At 62.1% G+C, this 21,072-nt stretch carries 20 protein-coding genes; 10 read left to right on the top strand and 10 right to left on the bottom strand.

Features of this window, described 5'->3' with window-relative positions:
• The 7 genes from AC5ZGW_RS13460 to AC5ZGW_RS13490 form a co-directional block, all read right to left on the bottom strand.
• Entirely contained in the window at positions 1-840 is an 840-nt protein-coding gene (locus AC5ZGW_RS13460) for an FAD binding domain-containing protein (RefSeq protein WP_130222485.1), read from the bottom strand.
• Positions 837-3,197, bottom strand: a complete 2,361-nt coding sequence (locus AC5ZGW_RS13465) for a xanthine dehydrogenase family protein molybdopterin-binding subunit (protein ID WP_165435015.1) — start codon at positions 3,195-3,197, stop codon at positions 837-839. The genes AC5ZGW_RS13460 and AC5ZGW_RS13465 overlap by 4 nt, the downstream gene beginning before the upstream one ends.
• A gap of 41 nt (positions 3,198-3,238) precedes the next feature.
• Positions 3,239-4,618, bottom strand: a complete 1,380-nt coding sequence (locus tag AC5ZGW_RS13470; protein ID WP_130222489.1) for an amidase — start codon at positions 4,616-4,618, stop codon at positions 3,239-3,241.
• Positions 4,619-4,713: 95 nt separating this feature from the next.
• A complete protein-coding gene (locus tag AC5ZGW_RS13475) occupies positions 4,714-6,129 on the bottom strand; it encodes a TRAP transporter large permease (RefSeq protein ID WP_130222491.1) in 1,416 nt (471 codons plus the stop codon).
• A 43-nt stretch (positions 6,130-6,172) separates the two neighbouring features.
• Positions 6,173-6,721 (bottom strand): TRAP transporter small permease subunit, encoded by a 549-nt coding sequence (locus AC5ZGW_RS13480; RefSeq protein WP_130222493.1) that lies wholly within the window; start codon positions 6,719-6,721, stop codon positions 6,173-6,175.
• A 95-nt stretch (positions 6,722-6,816) separates the two neighbouring features.
• Positions 6,817-7,914 (bottom strand): TRAP transporter substrate-binding protein, encoded by a 1,098-nt coding sequence (locus AC5ZGW_RS13485; protein WP_130222496.1) that lies wholly within the window; start codon positions 7,912-7,914, stop codon positions 6,817-6,819.
• Positions 7,915-8,067: 153 nt separating this feature from the next.
• Positions 8,068-8,265: a hypothetical protein gene (locus AC5ZGW_RS13490; protein WP_130222498.1), complete on the bottom strand. Its 198-nt coding sequence runs from the start codon at positions 8,263-8,265 to the stop codon at positions 8,068-8,070.
• 269 nt (positions 8,266-8,534) lie between these two features.
• Here AC5ZGW_RS13490 and AC5ZGW_RS13495 point away from each other — a divergent pair, with 269 nt between their 5' ends.
• Positions 8,535-8,984 (top strand): MarR family winged helix-turn-helix transcriptional regulator, encoded by a 450-nt coding sequence (locus tag AC5ZGW_RS13495; RefSeq protein ID WP_035689809.1) that lies wholly within the window; start codon positions 8,535-8,537, stop codon positions 8,982-8,984.
• A 57-nt stretch (positions 8,985-9,041) separates the two neighbouring features.
• Here the strand turns inward: AC5ZGW_RS13495 and AC5ZGW_RS13500 are convergent, their stop codons facing one another.
• Together AC5ZGW_RS13500 and AC5ZGW_RS13505 are read right to left on the bottom strand one after the other, a co-directional pair.
• Positions 9,042-9,575, bottom strand: a complete 534-nt coding sequence (locus AC5ZGW_RS13500) for an aromatic-ring-hydroxylating dioxygenase subunit beta (RefSeq protein ID WP_130222500.1) — start codon at positions 9,573-9,575, stop codon at positions 9,042-9,044.
• Positions 9,576-9,578: 3 nt separating this feature from the next.
• On the bottom strand, positions 9,579-12,446 hold the full coding sequence (locus tag AC5ZGW_RS13505) for an FAD-dependent oxidoreductase (RefSeq protein WP_130222502.1): 2,868 nt from the start codon (positions 12,444-12,446) through the stop codon (positions 9,579-9,581).
• Between the two features lie 190 nt (positions 12,447-12,636).
• On the opposite strand from AC5ZGW_RS13505, the gene AC5ZGW_RS13510 reads away from it, so the two are divergent.
• From AC5ZGW_RS13510 to AC5ZGW_RS13530, 5 genes are all read left to right on the top strand, one after another.
• Positions 12,637-13,008, top strand: coding sequence for an NIPSNAP family protein (locus AC5ZGW_RS13510; RefSeq protein ID WP_130222504.1), 372 nt, complete (start codon positions 12,637-12,639; stop codon positions 13,006-13,008).
• Between the two features lie 6 nt (positions 13,009-13,014).
• Positions 13,015-13,659, top strand: coding sequence for a maleylacetoacetate isomerase (maiA, locus tag AC5ZGW_RS13515; RefSeq protein ID WP_130222506.1), 645 nt, complete (start codon positions 13,015-13,017; stop codon positions 13,657-13,659).
• A 149-nt stretch (positions 13,660-13,808) separates the two neighbouring features.
• On the top strand, positions 13,809-14,828 hold the full coding sequence (locus AC5ZGW_RS13520) for an ABC transporter substrate-binding protein (RefSeq protein ID WP_207230900.1): 1,020 nt from the start codon (positions 13,809-13,811) through the stop codon (positions 14,826-14,828).
• A 22-nt stretch (positions 14,829-14,850) separates the two neighbouring features.
• Positions 14,851-15,612 carry an ABC transporter ATP-binding protein gene (locus AC5ZGW_RS13525; protein ID WP_130222508.1) on the top strand — a complete coding sequence of 254 codons (762 nt, stop codon included), beginning with the start codon at positions 14,851-14,853 and terminating at the stop codon, positions 15,610-15,612.
• Between the two features lie 7 nt (positions 15,613-15,619).
• A complete protein-coding gene (locus AC5ZGW_RS13530) occupies positions 15,620-16,387 on the top strand; it encodes an ABC transporter permease (protein WP_207230902.1) in 768 nt (255 codons plus the stop codon).
• A gap of 284 nt (positions 16,388-16,671) precedes the next feature.
• Here the strand turns inward: AC5ZGW_RS13530 and AC5ZGW_RS13535 are convergent, their stop codons facing one another.
• Positions 16,672-17,049 carry an FCD domain-containing protein gene (locus AC5ZGW_RS13535; protein ID WP_130222512.1) on the bottom strand — a complete coding sequence of 126 codons (378 nt, stop codon included), beginning with the start codon at positions 17,047-17,049 and terminating at the stop codon, positions 16,672-16,674.
• A gap of 450 nt (positions 17,050-17,499) precedes the next feature.
• Between AC5ZGW_RS13535 and AC5ZGW_RS13540 the strand changes: the two genes are divergently transcribed.
• The 4 genes from AC5ZGW_RS13540 (at position 17,500) to AC5ZGW_RS13555 (ending at position 21,069) form a co-directional block, all read left to right on the top strand.
• Complete coding sequence (locus AC5ZGW_RS13540) at positions 17,500-18,858, top strand: ABC transporter substrate-binding protein (protein WP_130222514.1); 1,359 nt, start codon at positions 17,500-17,502, stop codon at positions 18,856-18,858.
• A gap of 71 nt (positions 18,859-18,929) precedes the next feature.
• Positions 18,930-19,904 carry a carbohydrate ABC transporter permease gene (locus AC5ZGW_RS13545; protein ID WP_130222546.1) on the top strand — a complete coding sequence of 325 codons (975 nt, stop codon included), beginning with the start codon at positions 18,930-18,932 and terminating at the stop codon, positions 19,902-19,904.
• Positions 19,901-20,863, top strand: coding sequence for a carbohydrate ABC transporter permease (locus AC5ZGW_RS13550; protein WP_130222516.1), 963 nt, complete (start codon positions 19,901-19,903; stop codon positions 20,861-20,863). The genes AC5ZGW_RS13545 and AC5ZGW_RS13550 overlap by 4 nt, the downstream gene beginning before the upstream one ends.
• The gene (locus AC5ZGW_RS13555; protein ID WP_028163192.1) at positions 20,860-21,069 is read left to right on the top strand and encodes a hypothetical protein; all 210 of its coding nucleotides are present in this window, start codon (positions 20,860-20,862) and stop codon (positions 21,067-21,069) included. Before AC5ZGW_RS13550 ends, AC5ZGW_RS13555 begins: the two co-directional genes overlap by 4 nt.
• Positions 21,070-21,072 lie beyond the last annotated feature (3 nt).

A 21,072-nucleotide genomic window follows, 5' to 3' on the forward strand; every position in this document is an offset into this window, starting at 1 on the left:
TCAGGATCTCCAGGGATCGTTGAGCTGCGCCAGGCTACGCTCCACAGCCACGGCGAGTTGCTGCCGATGTGCGACGTCGAGCGTAGCGAGCATGTCCTCGATCTCGTCGCGGACAAGGGCGGTGGCCTTGTCCGTGCCGTCCTGCTGTAATGCTGCGGCCGTGCGCGTCAACAGCAGCGGGCGGCCATTCAGGGCACCAGCGACGACGCGGCAGATATCCAGCCTCGGGTCGACGACGCATGCGCCGATCGCCTTGGCAAACTCGCCGGTCTTGCGGCAGACCTTGTAGTAGCCCCAACGCATATCGGGGGAGAATCGCGGGATCTGCACGGCGCACAGGATGTCCTCCGCCGCAAGTTGCGGCGTGAATGCGCCGCGCAGGAAGTCGTGCGCTACGACGGATCGCGCTGGGGCTATGGCGCTGCGGATTTCGATGATGGCTCCGATCGCGGCCATCGTGGACACCCAGTCCGCTGCTGGATCGGCGTGCGAAAGGCTGCCGCCCACTGTGCCGCGATTGCGCACCGCGCGATAGGCGATGCCGCGGGCGACGAAAGGCAGAAGCCCGCGCGTCGGGTCTTCGAGCATGCCGTCTTCGATCTCGGCATGCGTCCAGGTCGCGCCGAGCGAGAACATGCGGCTGTCCGCCTCGATCGCGCGCAATTGCGGGATGTGTCTGATATCGATGAGTTTGGCCGGGCGCGCGAGGCGCAGATTGAGCATGGGCCCAAGCGACTGGCCGCCGGCGAACACCTTGACCTGTCCATCGCCGGCGGCGAGCCACTCGAGCGCGTCGTCGAGCGTCCGCGCCCGCGCGTAATCCAGAACTGCCGGTTTCATGCCGCATCCCTGGTGTTGGCGCGTCCGCCTTTCGCGATGGCGGCAAGTATGCGCTCCGGCGTCGCCGGGATGTCGCGCAGCACGGCATTCAGCGGCGAAAGCGCATCGTTAATGGCGTTGACGATCGCTGCTGACGGCGCGATCGCGCCGCCTTCGCCGACGCCCTTGATGCCATGTGCGGAATAGGGCGACAGTGTTTCCATATGATGGATGCGGAAACGCGGCAGTTCAGTCGGCCCCGGCAACAGGTAATCGATCAAGGTCGAGGCCAGCGGCTGGCCATTGTCGTCATAGGGGCTCTCTTCAAACAGCGCTGTGCCCACACCCTGCGCTGCCCCGCCGAAGGTTTGCCCTTCGACGATCATCGGGTTCACCATGCGCCCGCAATCCTCGACAATGGCGTAGTCAAGGATTTCCACGAGACCGGTCCTGGCGTCCACGGCGACATAGGCGGCGTGGCTCGCATAGGAGAAGACGCCGCTGTCGACCTCGGGCTTGTAGGCGGCCGTCGCTTCCAGGCCGGCGCGGTCGACATCGTCAGGCAATTCGTCGGGGCGGATGTACCAGGCGCGGCCAACGTCCGCATAGGAGACATTCGCGGCGCCGCCGAAAATCCGGCCGTCGCGGAAAGTGATATCGTCCGGCTTGACCTGCAGCAGATGCGCCGCGATGGCTTTGATGCGGCCGGCAACGATGTCCGCCGCGCGTGACACCGCGCCGCCAGTCATCACGATACCGCGCGAGGCATAGGCGCCCGTGGAGAAGGGCGTGGTCGCGGTGTCGCCCAGCGTCACCCGGATATCCTTCAGCGGAACGCGCGTCATTTCATGCGCGACCTGCGCCAGCGTGGTCTCGAGCCCTTGTCCGATCGTGTGGATACCGGCTTTGACTTCGAGCGCTCCGTCGGGCGTGAGCTTGACATGGGCCTGATCGAAGCCCGGCACCAGCGGGAGCCCCCAGGCGGCAAACACCTTGGTGCCGTGCGCAGATTGTTCTGTATAGGTCGCAAAGCCGATCCCGAGATAACGGCCTTTGTCGTCGCGTGCAGGCAGCTTGCGCCGCGCGTCGAAATCGATCATGCGCTTTACTTCCAGAAGCGAAGCCGGGTAGTCGCCGCTGTCGTAATGCTTGTTGGTGATGTTGGTGTAGGGCATCGCCGCGGCCGCGACGAGATTTTCCATGCGCACTTCCCACGCCTCGCGTCCAACCGCCTTCGCGATGGCATCGATGGTCAGTTCGATCGCGAAACAGACGCCCGGTCGCGCCACGCCTCGGTATGGAGCGAAGGGCGGCTTGTTGGTTGCGACCGAATAGGTCTTGCAGCGATAGGATTTGAGGTCGTAGGGGCCCGGAAGGTTTCCGCCGGCCTGCGCGGCTTCGAGACAGGCCGAGAACGGCCAGACCGAGTAGGCGCCGCAATCGACCGATACTTCGGCGTCGAGACCAAGCAGGCGTCCGCGTGCGTCGGCATAGGCTTTCAACTTGTATTCGTGCTGGCGCGCATTGGCGCCGGCGGTCAGATGCTCGCGGCGGTCCTCGATCCAGCGGAACGGCTGCTTCTGCGTCAGCGCCAGCCAGGCCACCGCGATCTCCTCCGGCATCAGCATGCATTTGTAGCCGAAGCCGCCGCCGACATCGGGCGGCGCCACGCGCACGATCGCCTGCGGAATGCCGAGACATTCGGCCAGGCCGATGCGGATCAGATGCGGCACCTGCGTGGAGGTGTGCACGACAAGCTGCCCAGCGCGATGGTCCCACCACGCAACAAGGCCCTTGCCTTCCATCGGATGCATGACTTGCCGGGCGGTCGACAGTTCCAGCTCGACGCTAATTGGCGCCGTTTGGGCGATCCCATCCATGCCGCGATCGAAGCTGGTTTCGAGGAAGAGATTATCGCCCCATTCGCGATGCAGCAGCGTCGCCTCGCGTTGGCGGCCGGCGGTGCTCGATGCAATCACAGGGATTGCATCGTAATCGACATCGACGAGCTCGCAGAGATCTTCCGCCGCCGCCCGGTTGTCGGCGACGCACATCGCCACGATCTCGCCGACAAAGCGCACGCGTCCGTTTGCCAGCGCGGGATAGTCGGAGACCTTGTAGCCGGGAATGGAGGAGCGGGTGGTGATCGGCGCGACACCGGCGAGATCGCTGTGAAAGAAGACGCAATCCTCGGAGCCTTGCGGCTTGCTCTGTCGCATGATGAGCGCGTGCGCCACGGGGCTGCGCAGGAACGCGACTTCGCGCATCCCCGGGATGCGAATGTCGGCGGTGAATTGGCCGCGGCCGTGTAGATGCCGGGCGTCTTCTTTCCGGGGCGCCCGGGCGCCGATGCCTTCGCCGTCGTTGTCGTGTGCCATCTGCGTCATGCTCCCTGCGCTCGGTCCGACACCTTACCTCATCACTGCGCGTCGAGAAGTTGCCAGGGGTGGTGCTGCTCATGGAATGCGACGGCTCCGAGCAGTCTGGCCTCCTCATACCAAGGGGCGACGAGCTGGAACGCCAGCGGAACACCGCCGTCCGAGAGGCCGGCGGGCACGCTGATCGCGGGATGCCCGGTCAGATCGAACAGACTGAGATACGGCGTCCATTCGCGCCGCATGTCGCCGACCACCTCCCCATCGATGCTGATCGGATCGAGCGGCTTGTGCAGCGCATCCAGCGGCTCCCGGCTCATTGCCGGCGTCAGCAAGAAGTCAAACCCGTCAAACAGCTTCTGCACATGCCGAAACAGCGCGGTACGCTTGTTGAGCGCACCCTGAAGGTCCTGTCCGGAATAGGAAAGACCGACGCGGACGCCCTCGGCCAGGCTCGTCTCGATCTTGTTCTCGACCTCGTCGATAATCTTGCCGAGCCGCGCCGCCCAGTTCGACTGCTGAAGGATGCGCCAGGTCGGTTCCGGATTGTCCATCGCCCATTCGATATCCGTAACGGAGGCGCCGTACCCCTCCAACGTCTTCGCAACACGCCGAATCGTCTCGGTCATCCCACGGCTAACGCGCGCGTTACCGACCTGCATGATGAGGCCGATGCGCTTGCCGGTGAGGTTTGCTGCCCGCGTGCTGATCTGTGATGCGTCGAACCGCGGCAGGCCGAGCGAATGCGGATCGCTCGGCGCCGGGCCGGCCATGGTTTCGAGCGCGAGCGCCATATCCGCGACACTGCGCGTGATCATGCCGAGATGGATAAAGTTGGCAAACCCTTCCGGCACGAGATCGTGCGGGATACGGCCGAGCGTGGGTTTCAGTCCGAGCACGCCTGTGCAGGCGGCCGGCAGCCGCGTCGATGCGCCCGCGTCCGTGGTGAGCGCAAGGCGTACCAGGCCCGCGGCGACGGACACCCCGCCGCCGCAGCTCGATCCGCCGCACGTCGCCGCCGGATTCCAGGGATTGATGGTGAGTCCCGTCAGGGGCGAGGAGCCCATCATGGTATGGGCGAATTCGGTGGTCGTGCTCTTGCCGATGATGATTGCTCCGGCCTTGCGCAGCCGCGCGACCGCGATCGTATCCGCCGCGGCGGGAGCGGCGTCCTGCATCAGCCGCGAACCCCAGTTCGTCGGCAGGCCGCAGACATTCAGGATGTCCTTGACGCTGACCGGAACACCGGCGAGCGGTCCAGCGGCTGCCCCGCTCGCATCGACGGTGCGCGCTGCGGCAAGCGCGCCGTCGCGGTCGATCCGGACAAAGGCGTTGAGTGTCGGCTGGCTCTGCTGGCAGCGCTTGATCGTGTCGGAGATCGCGTCCTCGATGCTGTGCTTTCCGGTGCGGAGATCGATCTGCATGTGCCGTTAAAGTCAGTGGTCCTAAATGAGAGGTATACTGACGATATAACCCATGCTGTCAAGCGACCGCCATGCGGGAGAAGAGCGCAGCCACCCTATTTGAAGTTTACTGTCGACATGTCGCCGTCACCGCTGTCGGTTTTCGGCAGCTCGATGCGGATCGCAGCCGGATCGATGTTCGATCGCTTGTCGATCCAATAGGTGACGCTCGCAGGCCAGAAGATCACGATCGCCACCAGTACGAGTTGCAATCCGACCCACGGCAGCGCTCCGAGGTAAATGTCACGGGACAGCACCTCCTTCGGAGCGATGCCGCGCAGGTAGAACAGTGCAAACCCGAAGGGAGGGTGCATGAAGCTCGTCTGCATGTTGACGCAGAGCAGTACCCCGAACCAGACGAGGTCGATGCCGAGCTTGTCGGCGACGGGCACCAGCAGCGGAATGATGATGAAAGCGATTTCGAAAAAGTCGAGGAAGAAGGCGAGGAAGAATACGAAGATGTTGACGAAAATCAGAAAGCCGACTTGTCCGCCCGGCACATGGCTCAGCAGGTGTTCAATCCAGCGGGAGCCGTCGACGCCCTGGAAGACCAAGCTGAACACCGTGGATCCAATCAGAATGAAGATCACCATGGATGTGATGCGCATGGTGTTCTGCATCGCCTGATTGACCAGCGGCCAGCTTAGTCGACGGTTCAAGGCGGCGAGAATGACCGCGCCGACCGCGCCCATGGCGCCGGCTTCTGTCGGCGTCGCGAGGCCCATGAAAATAGTGCCAAGCACCACGAAAATCAGGACGATCGACGGCACCATGCCCCAAAGGACGCGTCGCACCAGCACCCATCCACGCTGCGCGCGCGCCTCTTTGGGCAAGGGCGGGACGCGCTGCGGCGAAATGATCGAAATAGCGGCGATGAAGGCCAGGAACAGCAGCACCTGAAGGATCGAAGGCCCGATCGCGCCGGCATACATGTCGCCAACGGATCGGCCGAGCTGGTCAGCGAGTACGATGAGCACGAGCGACGGCGGTATGACTTGCGTGATCGTTCCGGAGGCTGCGATCACGCCGGTCGCGATGCGCATGTCGTAGCCGTAGCGGATCATGATCGGCAGCGAAATCATACCCATGGCGATCACCGAGGCGGCGACGGTTCCGGTGATTGCACCGAGGATGGCGCCGACGATGATGACCGCATAAGCGAGCCCCCCAGGCACGCCGCCGAACAACTGGCCGGTGCCCTCCAGAAGGTCTTCGGCAAGGCCGCTGCGTTCGAGGATCGCGCCCATGAGCGTGAAGAAGGGAATAGCCAGCAGCAGATCGTTGGACAGGATGCCGAAGATGCGCAGTGGCAGGTTTCCGAGATAGGCCTCGGAAAAAAAGCCCATTCCGACTGACAGGAAGCCAAAAAACAAGCCAACGGCCGCAAGCGAGAAGGCGACCGGAAAGCCGATCAGCAGGAATAGAACAAGGCCGCCGAACATTAGCGGCGGCATATGGGCCACCGTCAGCATCGGGACAGTTCTTTCGAGGATCGGATGTGTGCGGCGAAAGCGGTCATTGTTCCATACGGTGATATTCGGTCATGACCTCGGCCTCGGGCGCCACGCCGCGCAACAGCGCGATGCGTTTGACCAGCTCGGACATACCCTGAAGGGTGAGCAGTAGGAAGCCGACCGGAAGGATCAGCTTCACCGGCCAGCGCATCAGTCCGCCCGCGTTGGACGAGCCTTCCTCGGTCACCCAGCTCGTGACGAAGAACGGCCATGTCATCCATGTCAGCAGGATTGTCGCCGGAAGCAGGAAGAAGATGATGCCGAAAACGTCCACATATAGCCGGGTTCGCGGACCGAAATTGCCATAGAGCAGGTCGACGCGGACATGCTCGTTGCGAAACAGCGTGTGGCTCGCCCCGAGCATGACTATACCTGCGAGCATGTACCACTGCGCTTCCAGCCATGCATTGGAGCTGTAGCTGAAGCCGTAGCGAATGATGGCATTCGCGGCGCTGATGGCACATGACAGACCGACCATCCAGTCCGCGATGCGGCCGAATACCGCGCTGGCGGCGTCGATCTTCCGGCTAAAGGCGAGCAAGGCATGCATCGATCTCTCCCACACTGGCGCCGTGAGCGCGCCGACTTCCCGCGAACCTCAAAGGTCGTCGCCCGGCAGCGTCAGTGGCCACCGGGCGTGCAGCATCATTGCGATGTCGTCGGGATGTCGTGCGTGAAGCGGTAGGCGTCGAGGCTCTGCTCTGCGACTCGGAACCACGGATTGGAGCTTTCGAGAAAGCGCTTCCAGGGGTCGTAGATTGTCTTGAAGTCTGCGTCCTTGGCGGCAATCTCTTCGAACGTCTCGAAGCTCGCCTTGTAGCACGCGTCCAGAACCGCGCGCGGGAACAGCCGCAGTTGCGTGCCTTCCCCGATCATCCGCCGCAACGCATCCGGATTGCGGGCGTCATACTTTGCGATCATGAACATCATCTGCTCATTGCACGCGGTCTCGAACGCGACCTTGAACGGCTCGGGGAGGGCTTCCCAGGCGGGCAGGCTGACCGGCGCGGTGATGCCCGCGCTGCCTTCCCACCATCCGGGGGCGTAGTAGAACTTGGCGACCTTGTTCAGGCCGAGCTTGGCGTCGTCGTATGGACCGATCCATTCCGACGCGTCGATGGTGCCGCGCTCCAGGGCCGAATAGATATCGGACGGCGGCAGCTGCTGCGGTACGGCGCCGAGCTTGCGCAGGATGGTGCCGCCAAGTCCGCCGATGCGGATCTTCAGGCCCTGCAAATCCTGCACGGTATTGATCTCTTTCCGGTAGAAGCCGCCCATCTGCGTGCCGACGTTGCCGACGGGGAAGGGGATGACGTTCGATTTCTTGTAGAAGGCGCGAACAAGCGGCAGGCCGCCGCCCTCGTACAGCCAGGCGGCCTGCTGCCGCGCATTCAGGCCGAACGGCAAACCGGCATCGAACGCGTAGGTCGGGCTCTTGCCGATGTAATTGGCGGACAGAATATGCCCGCATTCGATGGTGCCGTTCTGCACGGCGTCGAGCACCTGCAGCGCCGGAACGACTTCGCCGCCGGCGAAGCAGCGGATCTCGAAGCGGCCTTCGGTGAGCTGGCCGACTCGGCGGCAAAGGTCTTCGGCCGAGCCGTGAATCGTATCGAGGCTCTTCGGCCAGCCGGTGGCCATACGCCAGCGGACCGCCGGTTGAGTTTGGGCGATGGCCGGTGCAGCGAGTGCGGTGCCGGCGGTCCCGCCCGCCAGGCCCAAGAGCAGTTTGCGGCGATTCATAGTCCCCATCCTTTCTTCGCGTGAGAAATGCCGTCGCTTGCGAGTGCGGGGCGGCCGCGGATATCGCGCCGGTGGATTACATCCCGTTCGCCAAGAACCATGTCGGTTACGCCATCTATGGCCATGCGTGGAGCATATTAGTCAGCATATATCCTATTTTTGAAGATGCAAAAGCTGCACCAACTGAAGGACCGTGGTGGTTGAGGGTATGGAATGCCCGGTTTGCGTCATGACGGCCGGACGCATAATGCCGTCGAAATACTTGGTTTCGATAAGATCAGGGACGTTTCCCGAGCGCCGCATCTGCAAACTAAAGCCGAAGGGCGAAAGTATCATTCGATTGCGGATCACCGCGGCCTCCCTATATTAGACAGCGTACTGCTTATTTTCCTTGCGGCCGATGCTTAAGCCCCAGGCCGCGGTGAGGCGGCATGTCATGAATAACCGGGACGAAGGAGATGCGAGTGGACGCTGGGGGTGGTAGAGAACAGCCGGAAGCCGTCGCAGGGAGATTGTTGAAATTGGCAAAGCCCAAAAGAGTCGGGAAATCCAAGCCGGCCCGAAAACCGAAAAGCCAGCCCGCCGGAAAGAAGGCGGAGCACACCTCGCTTTATGCCAGCATGCCGTTGTGGGCGCGCCCCGGCTTTCTGATCCGGCGGCTGCACCAGATCAACTACGCCCTGTTCTTCGAGGAATGCGCAGGCTTCGACATCACGCCGGTGCAATATGCGCTGCTGACCACGCTCAGCCTCAATCCCGACACCGATCAGCATACGCTCGGGCGGGAGGTCGGCATCGACCGCACCAATGTCGCCGACGTGCTGCGTCGTCTGGAGCAGCGCGGCTTGCTGACCCGCCGCAAGGGTGAGAAGGATCGGCGCGCGGTGCTCGCGCGCCTGACGCCGGCCGGGGAGAAAGTGACCCGAGAGATGTTCAAGGCGATGCAGCGCGCCCAGGCGCGCCTGCTCGAGCCTTTGCCTCCCAAGGAGCGCGCGGCCCTGATGGCGGCGCTGCTGCGGCTGGTTGATGCGAACAACCATCTCGGCCGCACGGTCTTTCAACCAAGCTGAGATCGCTCGCCGGCCGCGCGCCTTATCTGCCGGTTCGTCGCGGCAGGTCATATGCGGTCACACCGGCAGACAAAGCGCATTCGGCACCAGCAGGTTGTCATAGACACAGCGCCTGCTGGCCAATTTGAGCACGCCGTTCTCGCGGCGGAATACGTCGAAATACACGCCAACCTGATGCAACGTAGCGTCTGGCCGATCGAACAGCACCTGCAGCACGACGTAGTTGGCGCGTGCCTTGATCGTGCCGTCGCGCTCTTCGCCCAGCACGTCGAGATTACCGATGATGTGCCGCAGATAGCGCGGCGCGAACATCGCGGTCTCGCTGAGAGCGAAGGCGCGGTCGCGGATCATGCCTTTGCCTTCGCAATAGATCAGCCCAACCGGCATGTTGCGGTCATGGTTCTCGCGCGACAGGACGACGTAGGTCGCGTCCTCCGCGAACATCTCGGTCCAGTCGGCGAGACGCTGCTCGTCGAGCGCGTTCGCATAGCGCACGTTGAAGGTCTCGATCTCGTGCCGCAGCAGGAGTGCCTCGAGGCGCGGATCCATGAGCGTGTCGGATGAGAGGTTGCGCTTAAGGGCCATATCCATGACTCACAGTCCCATCTCGGCGCGCCAGTGCTTGTACATGGCGCGGATTGCCGCTTCAGAGATCAGGTTGTCGGCGGTGCCGGCTTCGACTGCCGGATCGAGTTTCACCAGATGCTCGCCGTTCGGCACGCGCTGCATGCCGTCCTGCACGAACTTGATCGCCTCGTTGTCTTCAAGCCCGAGGAAGCCGGCCGGCCCCATCAGATTGCCTTGCCGGAGGCGATGCCGTGTCATCTCATCGCTGTCGCCCTCAAAACCGAACATAGTCCACTTCATGATGAATTCATGCGGTCCCGTCGGCACGATCTGGCGTACGCCCAGTGTGTTCATCTCGCGCTGCACGATCAGGTTTGGCCAGATCGTCGCCATTGTCACCGACCAGGGGCTGTCGAACTCGTCCACGAAATCCATGAAGCGCGGCTCGGCCAGCGTCATGCCCTCCTTGTAAGCGCGCATTTCCTTCTTCGCGTCGCTTGACACGGCCTTGCCGTCGGACTTTGCCGAAGCCATCACGCCATGACGCCCGCTCGGATCGGCGAGCATCAGCGACTTGTTGCCCGCGACCAGAAGGCCGAACGTGACCAGGAAAGTGTGCAGCAGGGTGGCGTGATAGGGGTCTTTCAAATTCTCATGATAGAGCTTCCAATTACCGGGCAGTGAGTGGCGGTAATAGCCGAGCACCTTGAGCTTGCGGCCATCGAAGGTCGCCTCGAATTCGCGCATGATCTCCGGCGTGAAATATTCGGCCAGCGGCTCCATGTCGTCGCAATAGGAGGCGAACACCACGCCGCGATGCGTCGTCACTTTCAGGCGGCGCAAGCCATGATCCGCATTCCTGAAATCTGGAGGCATGCCACCCTTGCCGCCGACGCCGCGACGAAAGGGAACGCCGGCCAGATTTCCTTTCAGATCGTACGACCATTGATGATAGGGACAGACGAATTCCTTTGCGTTGCCGGAAAGCTCTCGGCAGAACTCGGCGGCGCGATGCGCGCAGCGGTTCTCGAACACATGGATCGAGCCGTCTTCCGCGCGAGAGACGACGACCGGTGTCGGTCCGACATGCGAGCGGATGAAGTCGCCGGAATTGGGGATTTCGGATTCGAGCGCGACATAATTCCAGGTGCGGCCGTGGAAGATCTTCTCGACCTCGCGCTCGTAGATCGCCTGATCGGTATAGACCCAATCCGGAATGCGGGTGAGGCCATCGGCCGGCCAGATATAGCGTTTGGTGAGCGACAGTCCCGGGTTGGCGTTCATGAGGCTGGCCTCCATGGCATCGGCGCCTTCTTGTCCATCGGATGAGATGATGGCGCCATGAATATCGGGATCGAAAGGCGGGGCGGAATCGAGTTCGGCGCGCGCGGCGCGGATCGCCTGCGGGTGCGAGAACGCGACGACGCCGGTGAGCCGTCCGGTCGCTTTGTCGAACATGCGATAGACCGCGCCCGGGGCCGCTTCGTTCGCGGCTACGAGCGCGACATGATCGTCAGCGCCGACAATTCCGAGCATCTGCACATTGCAGCCGAACTGGTCGGTCCAGAACCAGGGGCGCTTTTGCGCCACTGGTGCGCTGTTTCCGGCGATCGAGCGGCCGGCCGCGCCGCCTTGCTCTTCGGCGTTCTGCCAACTTTCGAGCGAGGGGCGCCGCCCTGCGATCGGCTCATGGTACAACGCGCAATCGCCGGCCGCCCAGATGCCCGGCACGGAGGTGCGTCCTTGCGCGTCCACTTCGATGCCGGCGGGCGTGGTGGCGCAGCCGGCCTGCAGCGCAAGGCCGAGCACCGGTTGCATGCCGATACCGACCAGAGCCGCGTCGACTTCGATCGTGTCTTCGCTGGTCACGACGCCGAGGCGTTCGCCGCGCCTGGTGATTTCGATAACCCCGGCGTTGCGGCGAATATCGACGCCATGCCGCTCCGCCATGATCCGGAAGGCACGGCCGACGGCGGCCGGCATGATCCGCGCCATGATCTCGCGTTCGCGTTCGAGCAGGGTCACTGCAACGCCGCGCGAAATTGCGGTCGATGCAAGTTCTAGACCGATGAACCCACCGCCGACCACAGCGACATGCTGGGCGCGGTCAAGGGCTGCGCCGATGGCGGCGGAATCCTCGATCGTGCGCAGATAGTGAACGCCCGGGAAATCCGCACCGGGAATGCTCAGCCGTCGTGGCGTTCCGCCGGTGGCAAGCAGGAGCGAATCGTAAGCCAGAACCTCGCCGTTCGCGAGAGTGATCCGGCGCTGCGTGGCATCGATCGTCGTCGCGGCAACGCCAAGATGCAGGCGCACGCCGAGCTGAACCGCGTCTGCCTCGCTCAAACGAACGCTGGATGAAAATTCGGCCGTACCCAGCAGGAATTCCTTGGACAGCGGCGGTCGCTCATAGGGAAGATGAGGTTCTGCGCCTACCAGATCGATGCTGCCATCGAAGCCGCCGGTGCGCATGGCCCGGATTGCAGCCGCGGCCGCCTGACCTGCGCCGACGATCACGACACCCGTCGTATCTTTCGCGGGCGCAGCGGCAGCGAGCTTGCTCTCGAAGGCGGATTCGGTAGCCGGCTGGTCGGGATCGATGAGAATGTCATCGCCTTCGACGCGAACAGCATAGGTCCGCAAATCCTCGGTCACCGGCGCGCAAAGGGCCTTTCCGCTGCGGATGTCGAACTGCCCCTGGTGCAGCGGACATTCCACCTTGCCGTCTTCGATCCAGCCTTCGGCCAGCAGCGCGAGCGCGTGCGTGCAGATGCCATGCGTTGCGTAGATTTTGCCGTCGAGATTGTAGAGCGCGATATGAATGCCGCCGACTTCGACGCCGAGGGCCTTGCCCTCGGGCACGTCGTTCAGCGAAGCCGCTCTCGTCCATGCCATTTGTGGCGTCTCTCGCGCTGGAATTTATAATCAGTATAACATCATTTCTAAAGCTCGCAACTCCGTGAAGAGCGCTGCTGCGGACGAAAAGAAGAGCGCTGCTGCGCACAAAAGCGGCGCGATATCGCGCCTGTTGCGAAACCAAGATAGTCAGTGTACCATCATATATGTTCAGGAACGGGAGACTTTCATGGCGCAAGAGCCGCTCGCCACCAAGGGCAATTATCTGCATATCTACGACTTCCGCGTCATGGCGGGGCATGAGGAAGAGTTCATCAAGCTGTTCGAGGAATTTGACTATTCGGAAGGCAATCCGATGCACAAATCATCGGCGCAGGTGAAGGATGGCGTGCTGTGCCGCGATAGCGAGGACCCGCAGCGATTCTTCCTGATCGCCGAATGGAGCGATATCGAGGAGCATGCCAGGATCCGCAAGATCCTCGCCAATGAAATCAAACCGGCCTTCATCAAGTATATCGAGGGCGGCAAGTTCATCCCGAAATATGTCGAGGTCGTATCCTCCACGCCGGATGACATCCTGCAGAAGGCCGCCGCAGAGTGATCTGACGTGTCGCGGCAACTCTACACATTCTTTCGGTCTTCGACCTCGTTCCGTCTCCGGATCGCGCTGGCCCACAAGCGGCTCGACTACGAGCCGCGCTATATCAGTCTGCCGAAGATGGAGCATCGGACCCCGTCCTATTGCGATATCAATCCGCAAGGGCTGGTGCCGCTTCTGGTGGAAGGCGGCCGATGCCTCATCCAGTCGATGGCCGTGATCGAGTATCTGGATGAAGTCTATCCCGATCCTCCGCTGATGCCGAAGGATCCGCTCGGGCGGATCTACGTCAGGGCGGTGTCGCAGATCATCGGTTGCGAAATTCATCCGCTGAACAATGTGCGCGTGCTGAAGCATCTCAAGGCGCAGTTCAAGGCGGACGAGGCGGCCACCAATGCCTGGTATCGGCACTGGATCGCGGAAGGGCTGTCCGGACTCGAAGACTATCTGCGGCGCGAGCGCCTGTTTGGCCGGTTTTGCTACGGCGATTCCGTAACGATGGCCGACATATGTCTCGTCCCTCAGATCTTCAACGCGCGGCGCTTCAATTGTCCGGTTGACGCGTATCCGATCCTGCTGGCGATCACCGATCGCTGCATGGCACTTGACGCCTTCCGCACTGCCGAACCGAGCACGCAGGCTGACGCGTTCTGAACTGTCGTTGCCTGCGCCGCGCGCCCCGAGCCTCATTGTTGGGCAATCGGAAAATTAATCAGTACATAATCATATCTTGCGCGGGCAAGGCGCCGTGTTAGTCTTTTGAAGGAATGCGGTACCGCCGAGCAGATATGGGAGGTGTGCACATGATGGGATTTCGAGAGTTAACTGCGGTTACGGCGTTTATTGCATGTGTACTGATTAATTGTAGCGCATCGGCGGCCGACCGCCTGACGGTACGACTCGACTGGACGCCCTGGGGGTCGCAGGCACCGTTTCATCTGGCGGCGCAAAAGGGATTGTTCGCGAAGTACAACCTTGATGTCGTGCTGGATGACGGAACCGGGTCCGTCGCCACCGTGCAGATCGTCGGTAATGGTGAATACGATGTCGGCTACGCGTCGTTGGCTCCGATGGTGATCGCGCGCTCCAAGGGGTTGCCGGTGAAAGCGATTGCCGGCTTCATCAAGCAGAACGACATCGGTCTGTTGGTTCCGAAGGACAGCGGCATCGCCAGCCCCGCCGATTTGAAAGGCAAGAAGATCGCCTTCACCGCCGGTTCGCTCGAGGCGCCGTTCATCGACCAGTTTCTCGCCGCCGGAAAGCTGACTCGCAATGACGTCGACCTCGTCAGCGTCGACGCGGCAGGCAAAGCCGGCCTCTACATGGCTGGCCGGTCCGACGCGGCATTCTCGTCCGGACCATTCTTTCTGGCCGTCGTCGCAAGCCAGCGTCCCTCGAACGCCATCCGCTTCGCCGATCAGGGGCTGGAATTCCCGAGCTTCGGCTTGCTGGCGACCGAGAAGTCGATCGCCTCGAAGCGCGAGGCGCTGAAGCGTTTTGCGAGCGTGGTCGCGGGATGTTGGGCCTATATCTTTGCCGGCAATCAGGACGAAGCGGTGAGGGCGATCATTGCGGCGCGGCCGCAGGCCAAACTCAATCCGGCCGTCTTACGGCAGCAGATCGATACGCTGAAGGATTATGCGTACACCGATGCAACCCGGAACCTGCCGTTCGGCACGATGGCTGCGGCGGACTGGAAGCGGGCCGTTGCGGTGCTCGCCGATGGCGGGCTCATCGAGAAGGGCCTCGATGCGGATGCAGTCTTCACCAATGAACTGATCGACGAGCGCGTCGTTGCGGACGTGGCCAGCGGCAAGAACTGACCCTCGCGATCCCGTTGAATCCATGATCGCAGCGTCCGATGTCGTGAAAAGATACGGTGACGCCGACGGCGTCACCGCGTTGCAAGGCGTTTCGCTTGATATCGCAGAGGGCGAATTCATCAGCTTGGTGGGGCCGAGCGGCTGCGGCAAGAGCACGTTCTTGCGCTGTCTTGCCGGACTTGAGGCGCCGACCGGCGGACGCCTGCAACTGGATGGCGCGCCCATCGACGGTCCTCCGGAGCGTCTCGGCATGGCGTTCCAGCGGGATGCCTTGCTGGAATGGTTCGACGTTCTGGAGAACGTGCTGTTGCCGGCAGATTTCGGCGGTTACGGCAAGAAGAAATACGAGGAGCGCGCACGGCAATTGCTGCAGATGGTGGGGCTCGACGGATTCGCACGCGCCTATCCTCGGGCATTGTCCGGCGGCATGCGGCAGCGCGTCGCGATCTGCCGCTCGCTGCTGCTCGACCCGCGTTTGCTGCTGATGGACGAGCCGTTCGGGGCGCTCGATGCGCTGACGCGCGATCAGATCAATGTCGACCTGCATCGGCTCTGGACCAAGCATCGGATGACCGTTGTCTTTGTGACCCACAGCATCACTGAGGCGGTGTTCCTGTCGACCCGCGTGGTGGTCTTTACGCCACGGCCGGGGCGCGTGGTCGCGGACATCGGCATCGACCTGCCGGCCGAGCGGAAACTGGCGATGCGCGAGACGCCGGAATTCGGTGCCTATACAAGCCGTATCCGGGCTCTGTTCGAGCAAATGGGCCTGATCCATGACTAGGAGCTTGATGAAAGCCGCGCGTCGAGCCGCCGTGCCGCTACTGGGGGTTGCGATCTTCCTTTCGGTGTGGGAGATCGGCGTGCGCGCGCTTGGCGTGCGGTCCATTCTGCTGCCGGCGCCGTCGCTGATCATCGAGGAACTTGCAGCCTCTCCGGGCTGGTTCGCCGTGCAGACGGCCTATACCCTGGGCATCACGCTCGCCGGTTTTGCCGTCGCCGTCGTGTTCGGCGTCTCGTTTGCGGTTGCGATCGTGGAGTGGAAGATCCTGGATCGTCTGCTGTTCCCGCTCTTCGTCGCGCTCAATAGCGTGCCGAAGGTGGCGCTGGCGCCGCTCTTTCTGATCTGGTTCGGGACAGGCGCGGAGCCCAAGATCGCCATTGCCTTTCTGATCGCAGTCTTTGCCGTGGTGATCGACACCGCGCTTGGTCTGCAATCGGTGTCGCCGGATACGATCGACCTGGCGAAGACCTTGCGTGGGTCGCGTCTGAAGGTGCTGCTGCGCATCAAGCTCTATTGCGCGCTGCCGCATCTGTTTGCCGGACTGAAGGTGGCGATGTCGCTGGCTCTGGTTGGCGCCATTGTCGGCGAATTCGTCTCGTCCCAGCGCGGCCTCGGCTATGTCATTCTGACCGCGCAGGGTACGTTCGACACGCCGCGTGTCTTTGCTGCGATTGTCATTCTTGCGGTGCTCGGCGTCGCATTGATTGCGGTGATTGAAGCGATTGAGCGGGTTGCCTTGCCGTGGCATCACACGAATTCGCAACGCTTGAAGTAATCGAGCCGCAGTACATCAAGGACGCCTTTGAGCAAGTAGCAACAGCCCCTCAACGGACATCAGCGTCGGTCCAAGCGGGGCGGCCTGTCGGTGCGACAACGCTTAGCCCGAGGCAGGCACGGGGCAGAGTAACTCACATACACTTCCAGACATTTCTTCTCCGAATTGCTGACACTCGAGTTTGTGCTGCGAACCATGAACGCTGACTGAACGTCAATTGGCCGCGAGGCGCGAAGAAGGGATCAAGCGTGCTCCGCGATGCGTCAAAGTAGCTCGGTTAAACATCAGCGCGCGATGGGCCTGGCCCCAGCAGTCGAGACGGTCTCGCACAGGCGGCGGTTGCCGGCGAGTTCAACGATCTTCAGGTGAAAGCGTTCGTCTTCCAGCGCCCAGCCGGTGATGTCAGATACCTTCAGCGGAGCGTCCATCCCGTCAAAAATTGCATCGAGCTCGTTGAAACAAGGGTGAGCAGTTCCAGCCTTATGCGAACCTGCAATCAGACCGTTATGAGCCGCAGAACATCGGTCAGCTTCGTTGATTTTTCTGCGCCGGCGCTTGAGTTCGATCGCGTTCGTTGCGCTTTGGCGAGGTCGTTGCTGGCGCGAAACTGGTGCGGTCCGCGGCAATGGCAGATTTCGGCCGATGAGGCTGCTCGCTGTCAATCGCTTTGTCGAACGTTCAGTAAATTAGCTTACTAAACATGCCGGTTATGGCTAACCTTCCGGCTCTCCTGCTGTCGGGATGGGCCGTATTGTGTCCGCCGGACCAGATCGGTAATCGTGGGCCGCCAAACTAGCTACAGGAGTCGGACATTTTGCTGCGCCGCGAACATCCCCGCTCGTGCGTGCGAGCGTCGCAAATATTTCGCCAAGAGCGCGAGAACCGGCTTGACGGCCTCAAAAATTTAGTACTACGTTTAGTAATACAAAAAAGCTAAACATCGTGCATCGAGCCGATGTGTAGGAGGAGCCCAAGCCATTCCGGAGCCGTCTCCGGCAGCGGTCCGTCTCGTCCTTCACTCATCGCTCCTCAAACTCGGTTTCAAGGTCTCGGCGTCGCTCCGGCGGGGCGCGTTGAGCGGGTTGGATGCTTCAACGAGAGAGGAAACGGATATGCGGACATTCAATCGGCTGAAAAGCTCAGTGGCCACCACGGTTCTCGGGGCGGCGCTGCTGGGGATATTTGGCGGAGGCGAAGCTGCGGCTCAGGGCAAGCAGCTCACGCTGTGCTGGGCGGCATGGGATCCGGCCAACGCGCTGGTCGAGCTGGGCAAGGATTTCACCAAGCAATCCGGCATCGAGATGAAATACGAGTTCGTCCCCTGGACGAGCTATGCGGATCGCTTCCTCAACGAGCTCAATTCCCACGGCAAACTCTGCGACCTGATCATCGGCGATAGCCAGTGGATCGGCGGAGCCGCCGAGAACAAGTGGTACGTCAAGCTCAACGAGTTCTTCGACAAAGAGCACATCTCGATGGACGATTTCGTCCCGGCGACGGTCGTGGGTTATTCGCGGTGGCCGAAGAATTCGGCGAACTACTGGGCGCTGCCGGCGATGGCTGATGCCGTGGGCTGGACCTACCGCAAGGACTGGTTCTCGCGACCGGACATCCAGTCGGCGTTCAAGGCCAAGTACGGCCGCGATCTGGCGCCGCCGAAAACCTATGACGAGTTGAAGCAGATCGCGGAGTTCTTCCAGGGCCGCGAGATCGACGGCAAGAAGGTCTATGGCGCGTACATCTTCACCGAGCGCGGTTCCGAAGGCATCACGATGGGCGTGACCAACGTGCTCTACAACTACGGCTTCAGCTACGACAATCCGAAGAAGCCGTACCAGATGCAGGGCATCGTCAATTCGGCCGATGCCGCCAAGGGGCTCGAATTCTACAAGGAGCTCTACAAGTGCTGCACCGCGCCCGGCATGACGAACGCCTACATGCAGGAAGGGCTCGATGCCTTCAAGTCGGGCCAGGTGGCGATGCAGATGAACTGGTTCGCCTTCTTCCCCGGCCTCTACAAGGATCCGAATGTCGGCGGCGACAAGATCGGCTTCTTCGTCAATCCGGCTGGCCCGAAGGGGCACTTCACCCAACTCGGCGGACAGGGCATCTCGGTGGTTGCGACTTCCGACCGCAAGGACGACGCGCTCGCCTATATCAAGTGGTTCGCGCAGCCCGCCGTGCAGCAGAAATGGTGGCAGATCGGCGGCTACTCGGCGCTCAAGGCGGTGGTCGATGCGCCGGACTTCCCGAAGAGCGCGGCGTTCGCGCCGCAATTCCTGGAGTCGATGGGCATCGTCAAGGACTTCTGGGCCGAGCCGTCCTACGCCCAACTGCTGCTCGACATGCAGAAGCGGGTGCACGACTACGTCGTCGCCGACAAGGGCACGGCGCAGCAGGCGCTCGATCTCCTGGTCAAGGACTGGACCAAGGTGTTCAAGGAGCAGGGCAAGGAAGTCGCCTCGCGATAGCCTGAACTCCGCGATCCAACTGAACTGGCTTCCCCGAGGTCAGCCTCGTGGAAGCCGAACCAGCCCAGCCGATGGACAAGATGACGACGATCCTGCAACCCGATCATGCTACGATCGCGGGCGTGAGCGAGTCCGCCAAATCCCGCGCCGCGCGCCGCGCACACGGTCTGTCCGACCGGACCATTGCGTGGCTGTTCGTCGCGCCGACGATTGCGCTGCTGCTCGCGATCAACATCTTCCCGCTGGTCTGGATGATCCGGCTCTCCTTCACCAGCCTCAACCTCAGCATGTCCTATCTGCCGCTGCGGTTTGTTGGGCTCGACAATTTCAGCGACATCCTCAACGACGAGGACGTCTGGTTCCGGCTCCAGACCACGGCGCAATTCGTGATCTGCTCGGTTGCCCTGCAGGTGGTGGTCGGCTTTGGGCTCGCGCTCCTGATCAACCGCCAATTCCGCGGCCACAGCTTCTGGACCACGATCATCCTGCTGCCGATGATGCTGTCCCCGGCAGTTGTCGGCAATTTCTGGACGCTGCTGCTGCAGCCGCAGATCGGACCGTTCAACTATCTGATCAGCTTGTTCACTGGCGTGCCGCCGAGCTCGTTCAGCATGACAGGGCAGGTCGCGCTGGCGCCATGGACCATCGTGCTCGTCGACACCTGGATGTGGGCGCCCTATGTGATGTTGATCTGTCTCGCCGGGCTACGCTCGATCCCCGATTATATCTATGAGGCGGCTGAGGTCGATCGTGCCTCGGCCTGGCGGCAGTTCTGGTCGATCACGTTGCCGATGACGGTGCCGTTCCTGATGCTGGCGGTGCTGTTTCGCGCGATCGAGAACTTCAAGATGTTCGACATGGTCAATCTCCTGACGTCGGGAGGACCGGGGTCGACCACCGAGCTCGTGTCCATCACGCTGAAGCGCGCGGCGTTCGAGAAGTGGCGCACCGGCTATTCCTCGGCGCTTGCCATTATCCTGTTCGTGACCGTGTTCGGTGCCGCCAACATCTACGTCAAAGCGCTCAACAAGGTGAAGCAACGATGACCGCTGCCGTCGCCAGATCCACCGCACACTCGATCGTCGAGGCCTCGCCGCGCATCAAGGCATTCGCCGGTGCTCTCGTCATCCTCTATGCGTTGATCACGATCCTGCCGCTGCTCTGGATCGTCGCCACCGCCTTTAAGTCGCAAAGCGATGCCATCGCCTATCCGCCCAAGGTGATCTTCGAGCCGACGCTCGAAGGCTATGTCAACCTGTTCACGGTGCGCACCCGCCAGACACCGGATTTCATCGCCAAGTTGCCGCCGCCGGAGACCTGGTATGACAAGCTCGTCCGCAAGCATGACATGGTGATTGCCGGACCGTCCAAGGTCGTGCCGCGCTTCGTCAACTCGCTGATCATCGGCTTCGGTTCGACCTTCCTCGCCGTCTTCCTCGGCACGCTCGCGGCCTACGCTTTTTCGCGCTTCCGCATTCCGCTGGCCGACGATCTGCTGTTCTTCATCCTGTCGACGCGGATGATGCCGCCGGTCGCGGTTGCGATACCGATCTATTTGATGTACCGGCAGCTCAATCTGACCGACACCAGGCTCGGCATGATCCTGCTCTACACCGCGGTGAACGTCTCGCTTGCGGTCTGGCTGCTCAAGGGCTTCATCGACGAGATTCCGCGCGAGTATGAGGAGGCGGCCCTCGTCGACGGCTACACGCGACTGCAGGCGCTGCGCAAGGTGGTGTTGCCGCAGGCCGTCACCGGAATTGCGGCAACCGCGATCTTCTGCCTGATCTTCTCCTGGAACGAATACGCCTTCGCAGTCCTGCTGACCAGCGGCGAGGCGCAGACCATGCCGCCCTTCATTCCCTTCATCATCGGGGAGGGCGGGCAGGACTGGCCGGCGGTTGCCGCCGCGACCACGCTGTTCGTCGTCCCGATCGTCATGTTCACCGTGCTGTTGCGCAAGCATCTGTTGCGCGGCATCACCTTCGGAGCGATGCGCAAATGAGCGATTCTGCCGTTGCCAAGGGCGCCAAGGGGACATTGCATCGCTTCTTCGGCCGCGGGCGCTGGGAGGCCGTTGCGATGACCCTGATCGGGGGCGGCATCTTCATGCTGGTGCAACCCTTCTCGATAGATCTGTACAGCTATTCATTCGTGACGATCCTCGCCGGCACTGTCGGCTTCGTCATCGTCAGCCACTTTCCGGAATGAGGC

The organism is Bradyrhizobium sp. Crot121, from assembly GCF_059512385.1.

Excerpts from the sequence above, each read along its gene's own strand:
- AC5ZGW_RS13460 (WP_130222485.1), bottom strand. The coding sequence starts at position 840 with ATGAAACCGGCAGTTCTGGATTACGCGCGGGCGCGGACGCTCGACGAC.
- AC5ZGW_RS13465 (WP_165435015.1), bottom strand. The coding sequence starts at position 3,197 with ATGGCACACGACAACGACGGCGAAGGCATCGGCGCCCGGGCGCCCCGG.
- AC5ZGW_RS13470 (WP_130222489.1), bottom strand. The coding sequence starts at position 4,618 with ATGCAGATCGATCTCCGCACCGGAAAGCACAGCATCGAGGACGCGATC.
- AC5ZGW_RS13475 (WP_130222491.1), bottom strand. The coding sequence starts at position 6,129 with ATGCTGACGGTGGCCCATATGCCGCCGCTAATGTTCGGCGGCCTTGTT.
- AC5ZGW_RS13480 (WP_130222493.1), bottom strand. The coding sequence starts at position 6,721 with ATGCATGCCTTGCTCGCCTTTAGCCGGAAGATCGACGCCGCCAGCGCG.
- AC5ZGW_RS13485 (WP_130222496.1), bottom strand. The coding sequence starts at position 7,914 with ATGAATCGCCGCAAACTGCTCTTGGGCCTGGCGGGCGGGACCGCCGGC.
- AC5ZGW_RS13495 (WP_035689809.1), top strand. The coding sequence starts at position 8,535 with ATGCCGTTGTGGGCGCGCCCCGGCTTTCTGATCCGGCGGCTGCACCAG.
- AC5ZGW_RS13500 (WP_130222500.1), bottom strand. The coding sequence starts at position 9,575 with ATGGATATGGCCCTTAAGCGCAACCTCTCATCCGACACGCTCATGGAT.
- AC5ZGW_RS13505 (WP_130222502.1), bottom strand. The coding sequence starts at position 12,446 with ATGGCATGGACGAGAGCGGCTTCGCTGAACGACGTGCCCGAGGGCAAG.
- AC5ZGW_RS13510 (WP_130222504.1), top strand. The coding sequence starts at position 12,637 with ATGGCGCAAGAGCCGCTCGCCACCAAGGGCAATTATCTGCATATCTAC.
- AC5ZGW_RS13520 (WP_207230900.1), top strand. The coding sequence starts at position 13,809 with ATGATGGGATTTCGAGAGTTAACTGCGGTTACGGCGTTTATTGCATGT.
- AC5ZGW_RS13525 (WP_130222508.1), top strand. The coding sequence starts at position 14,851 with ATGATCGCAGCGTCCGATGTCGTGAAAAGATACGGTGACGCCGACGGC.
- AC5ZGW_RS13530 (WP_207230902.1), top strand. The coding sequence starts at position 15,620 with ATGAAAGCCGCGCGTCGAGCCGCCGTGCCGCTACTGGGGGTTGCGATC.
- AC5ZGW_RS13540 (WP_130222514.1), top strand. The coding sequence starts at position 17,500 with ATGCGGACATTCAATCGGCTGAAAAGCTCAGTGGCCACCACGGTTCTC.
- AC5ZGW_RS13545 (WP_130222546.1), top strand. The coding sequence starts at position 18,930 with ATGGACAAGATGACGACGATCCTGCAACCCGATCATGCTACGATCGCG.
- AC5ZGW_RS13550 (WP_130222516.1), top strand. The coding sequence starts at position 19,901 with ATGACCGCTGCCGTCGCCAGATCCACCGCACACTCGATCGTCGAGGCC.
- AC5ZGW_RS13555 (WP_028163192.1), top strand. The coding sequence starts at position 20,860 with ATGAGCGATTCTGCCGTTGCCAAGGGCGCCAAGGGGACATTGCATCGC.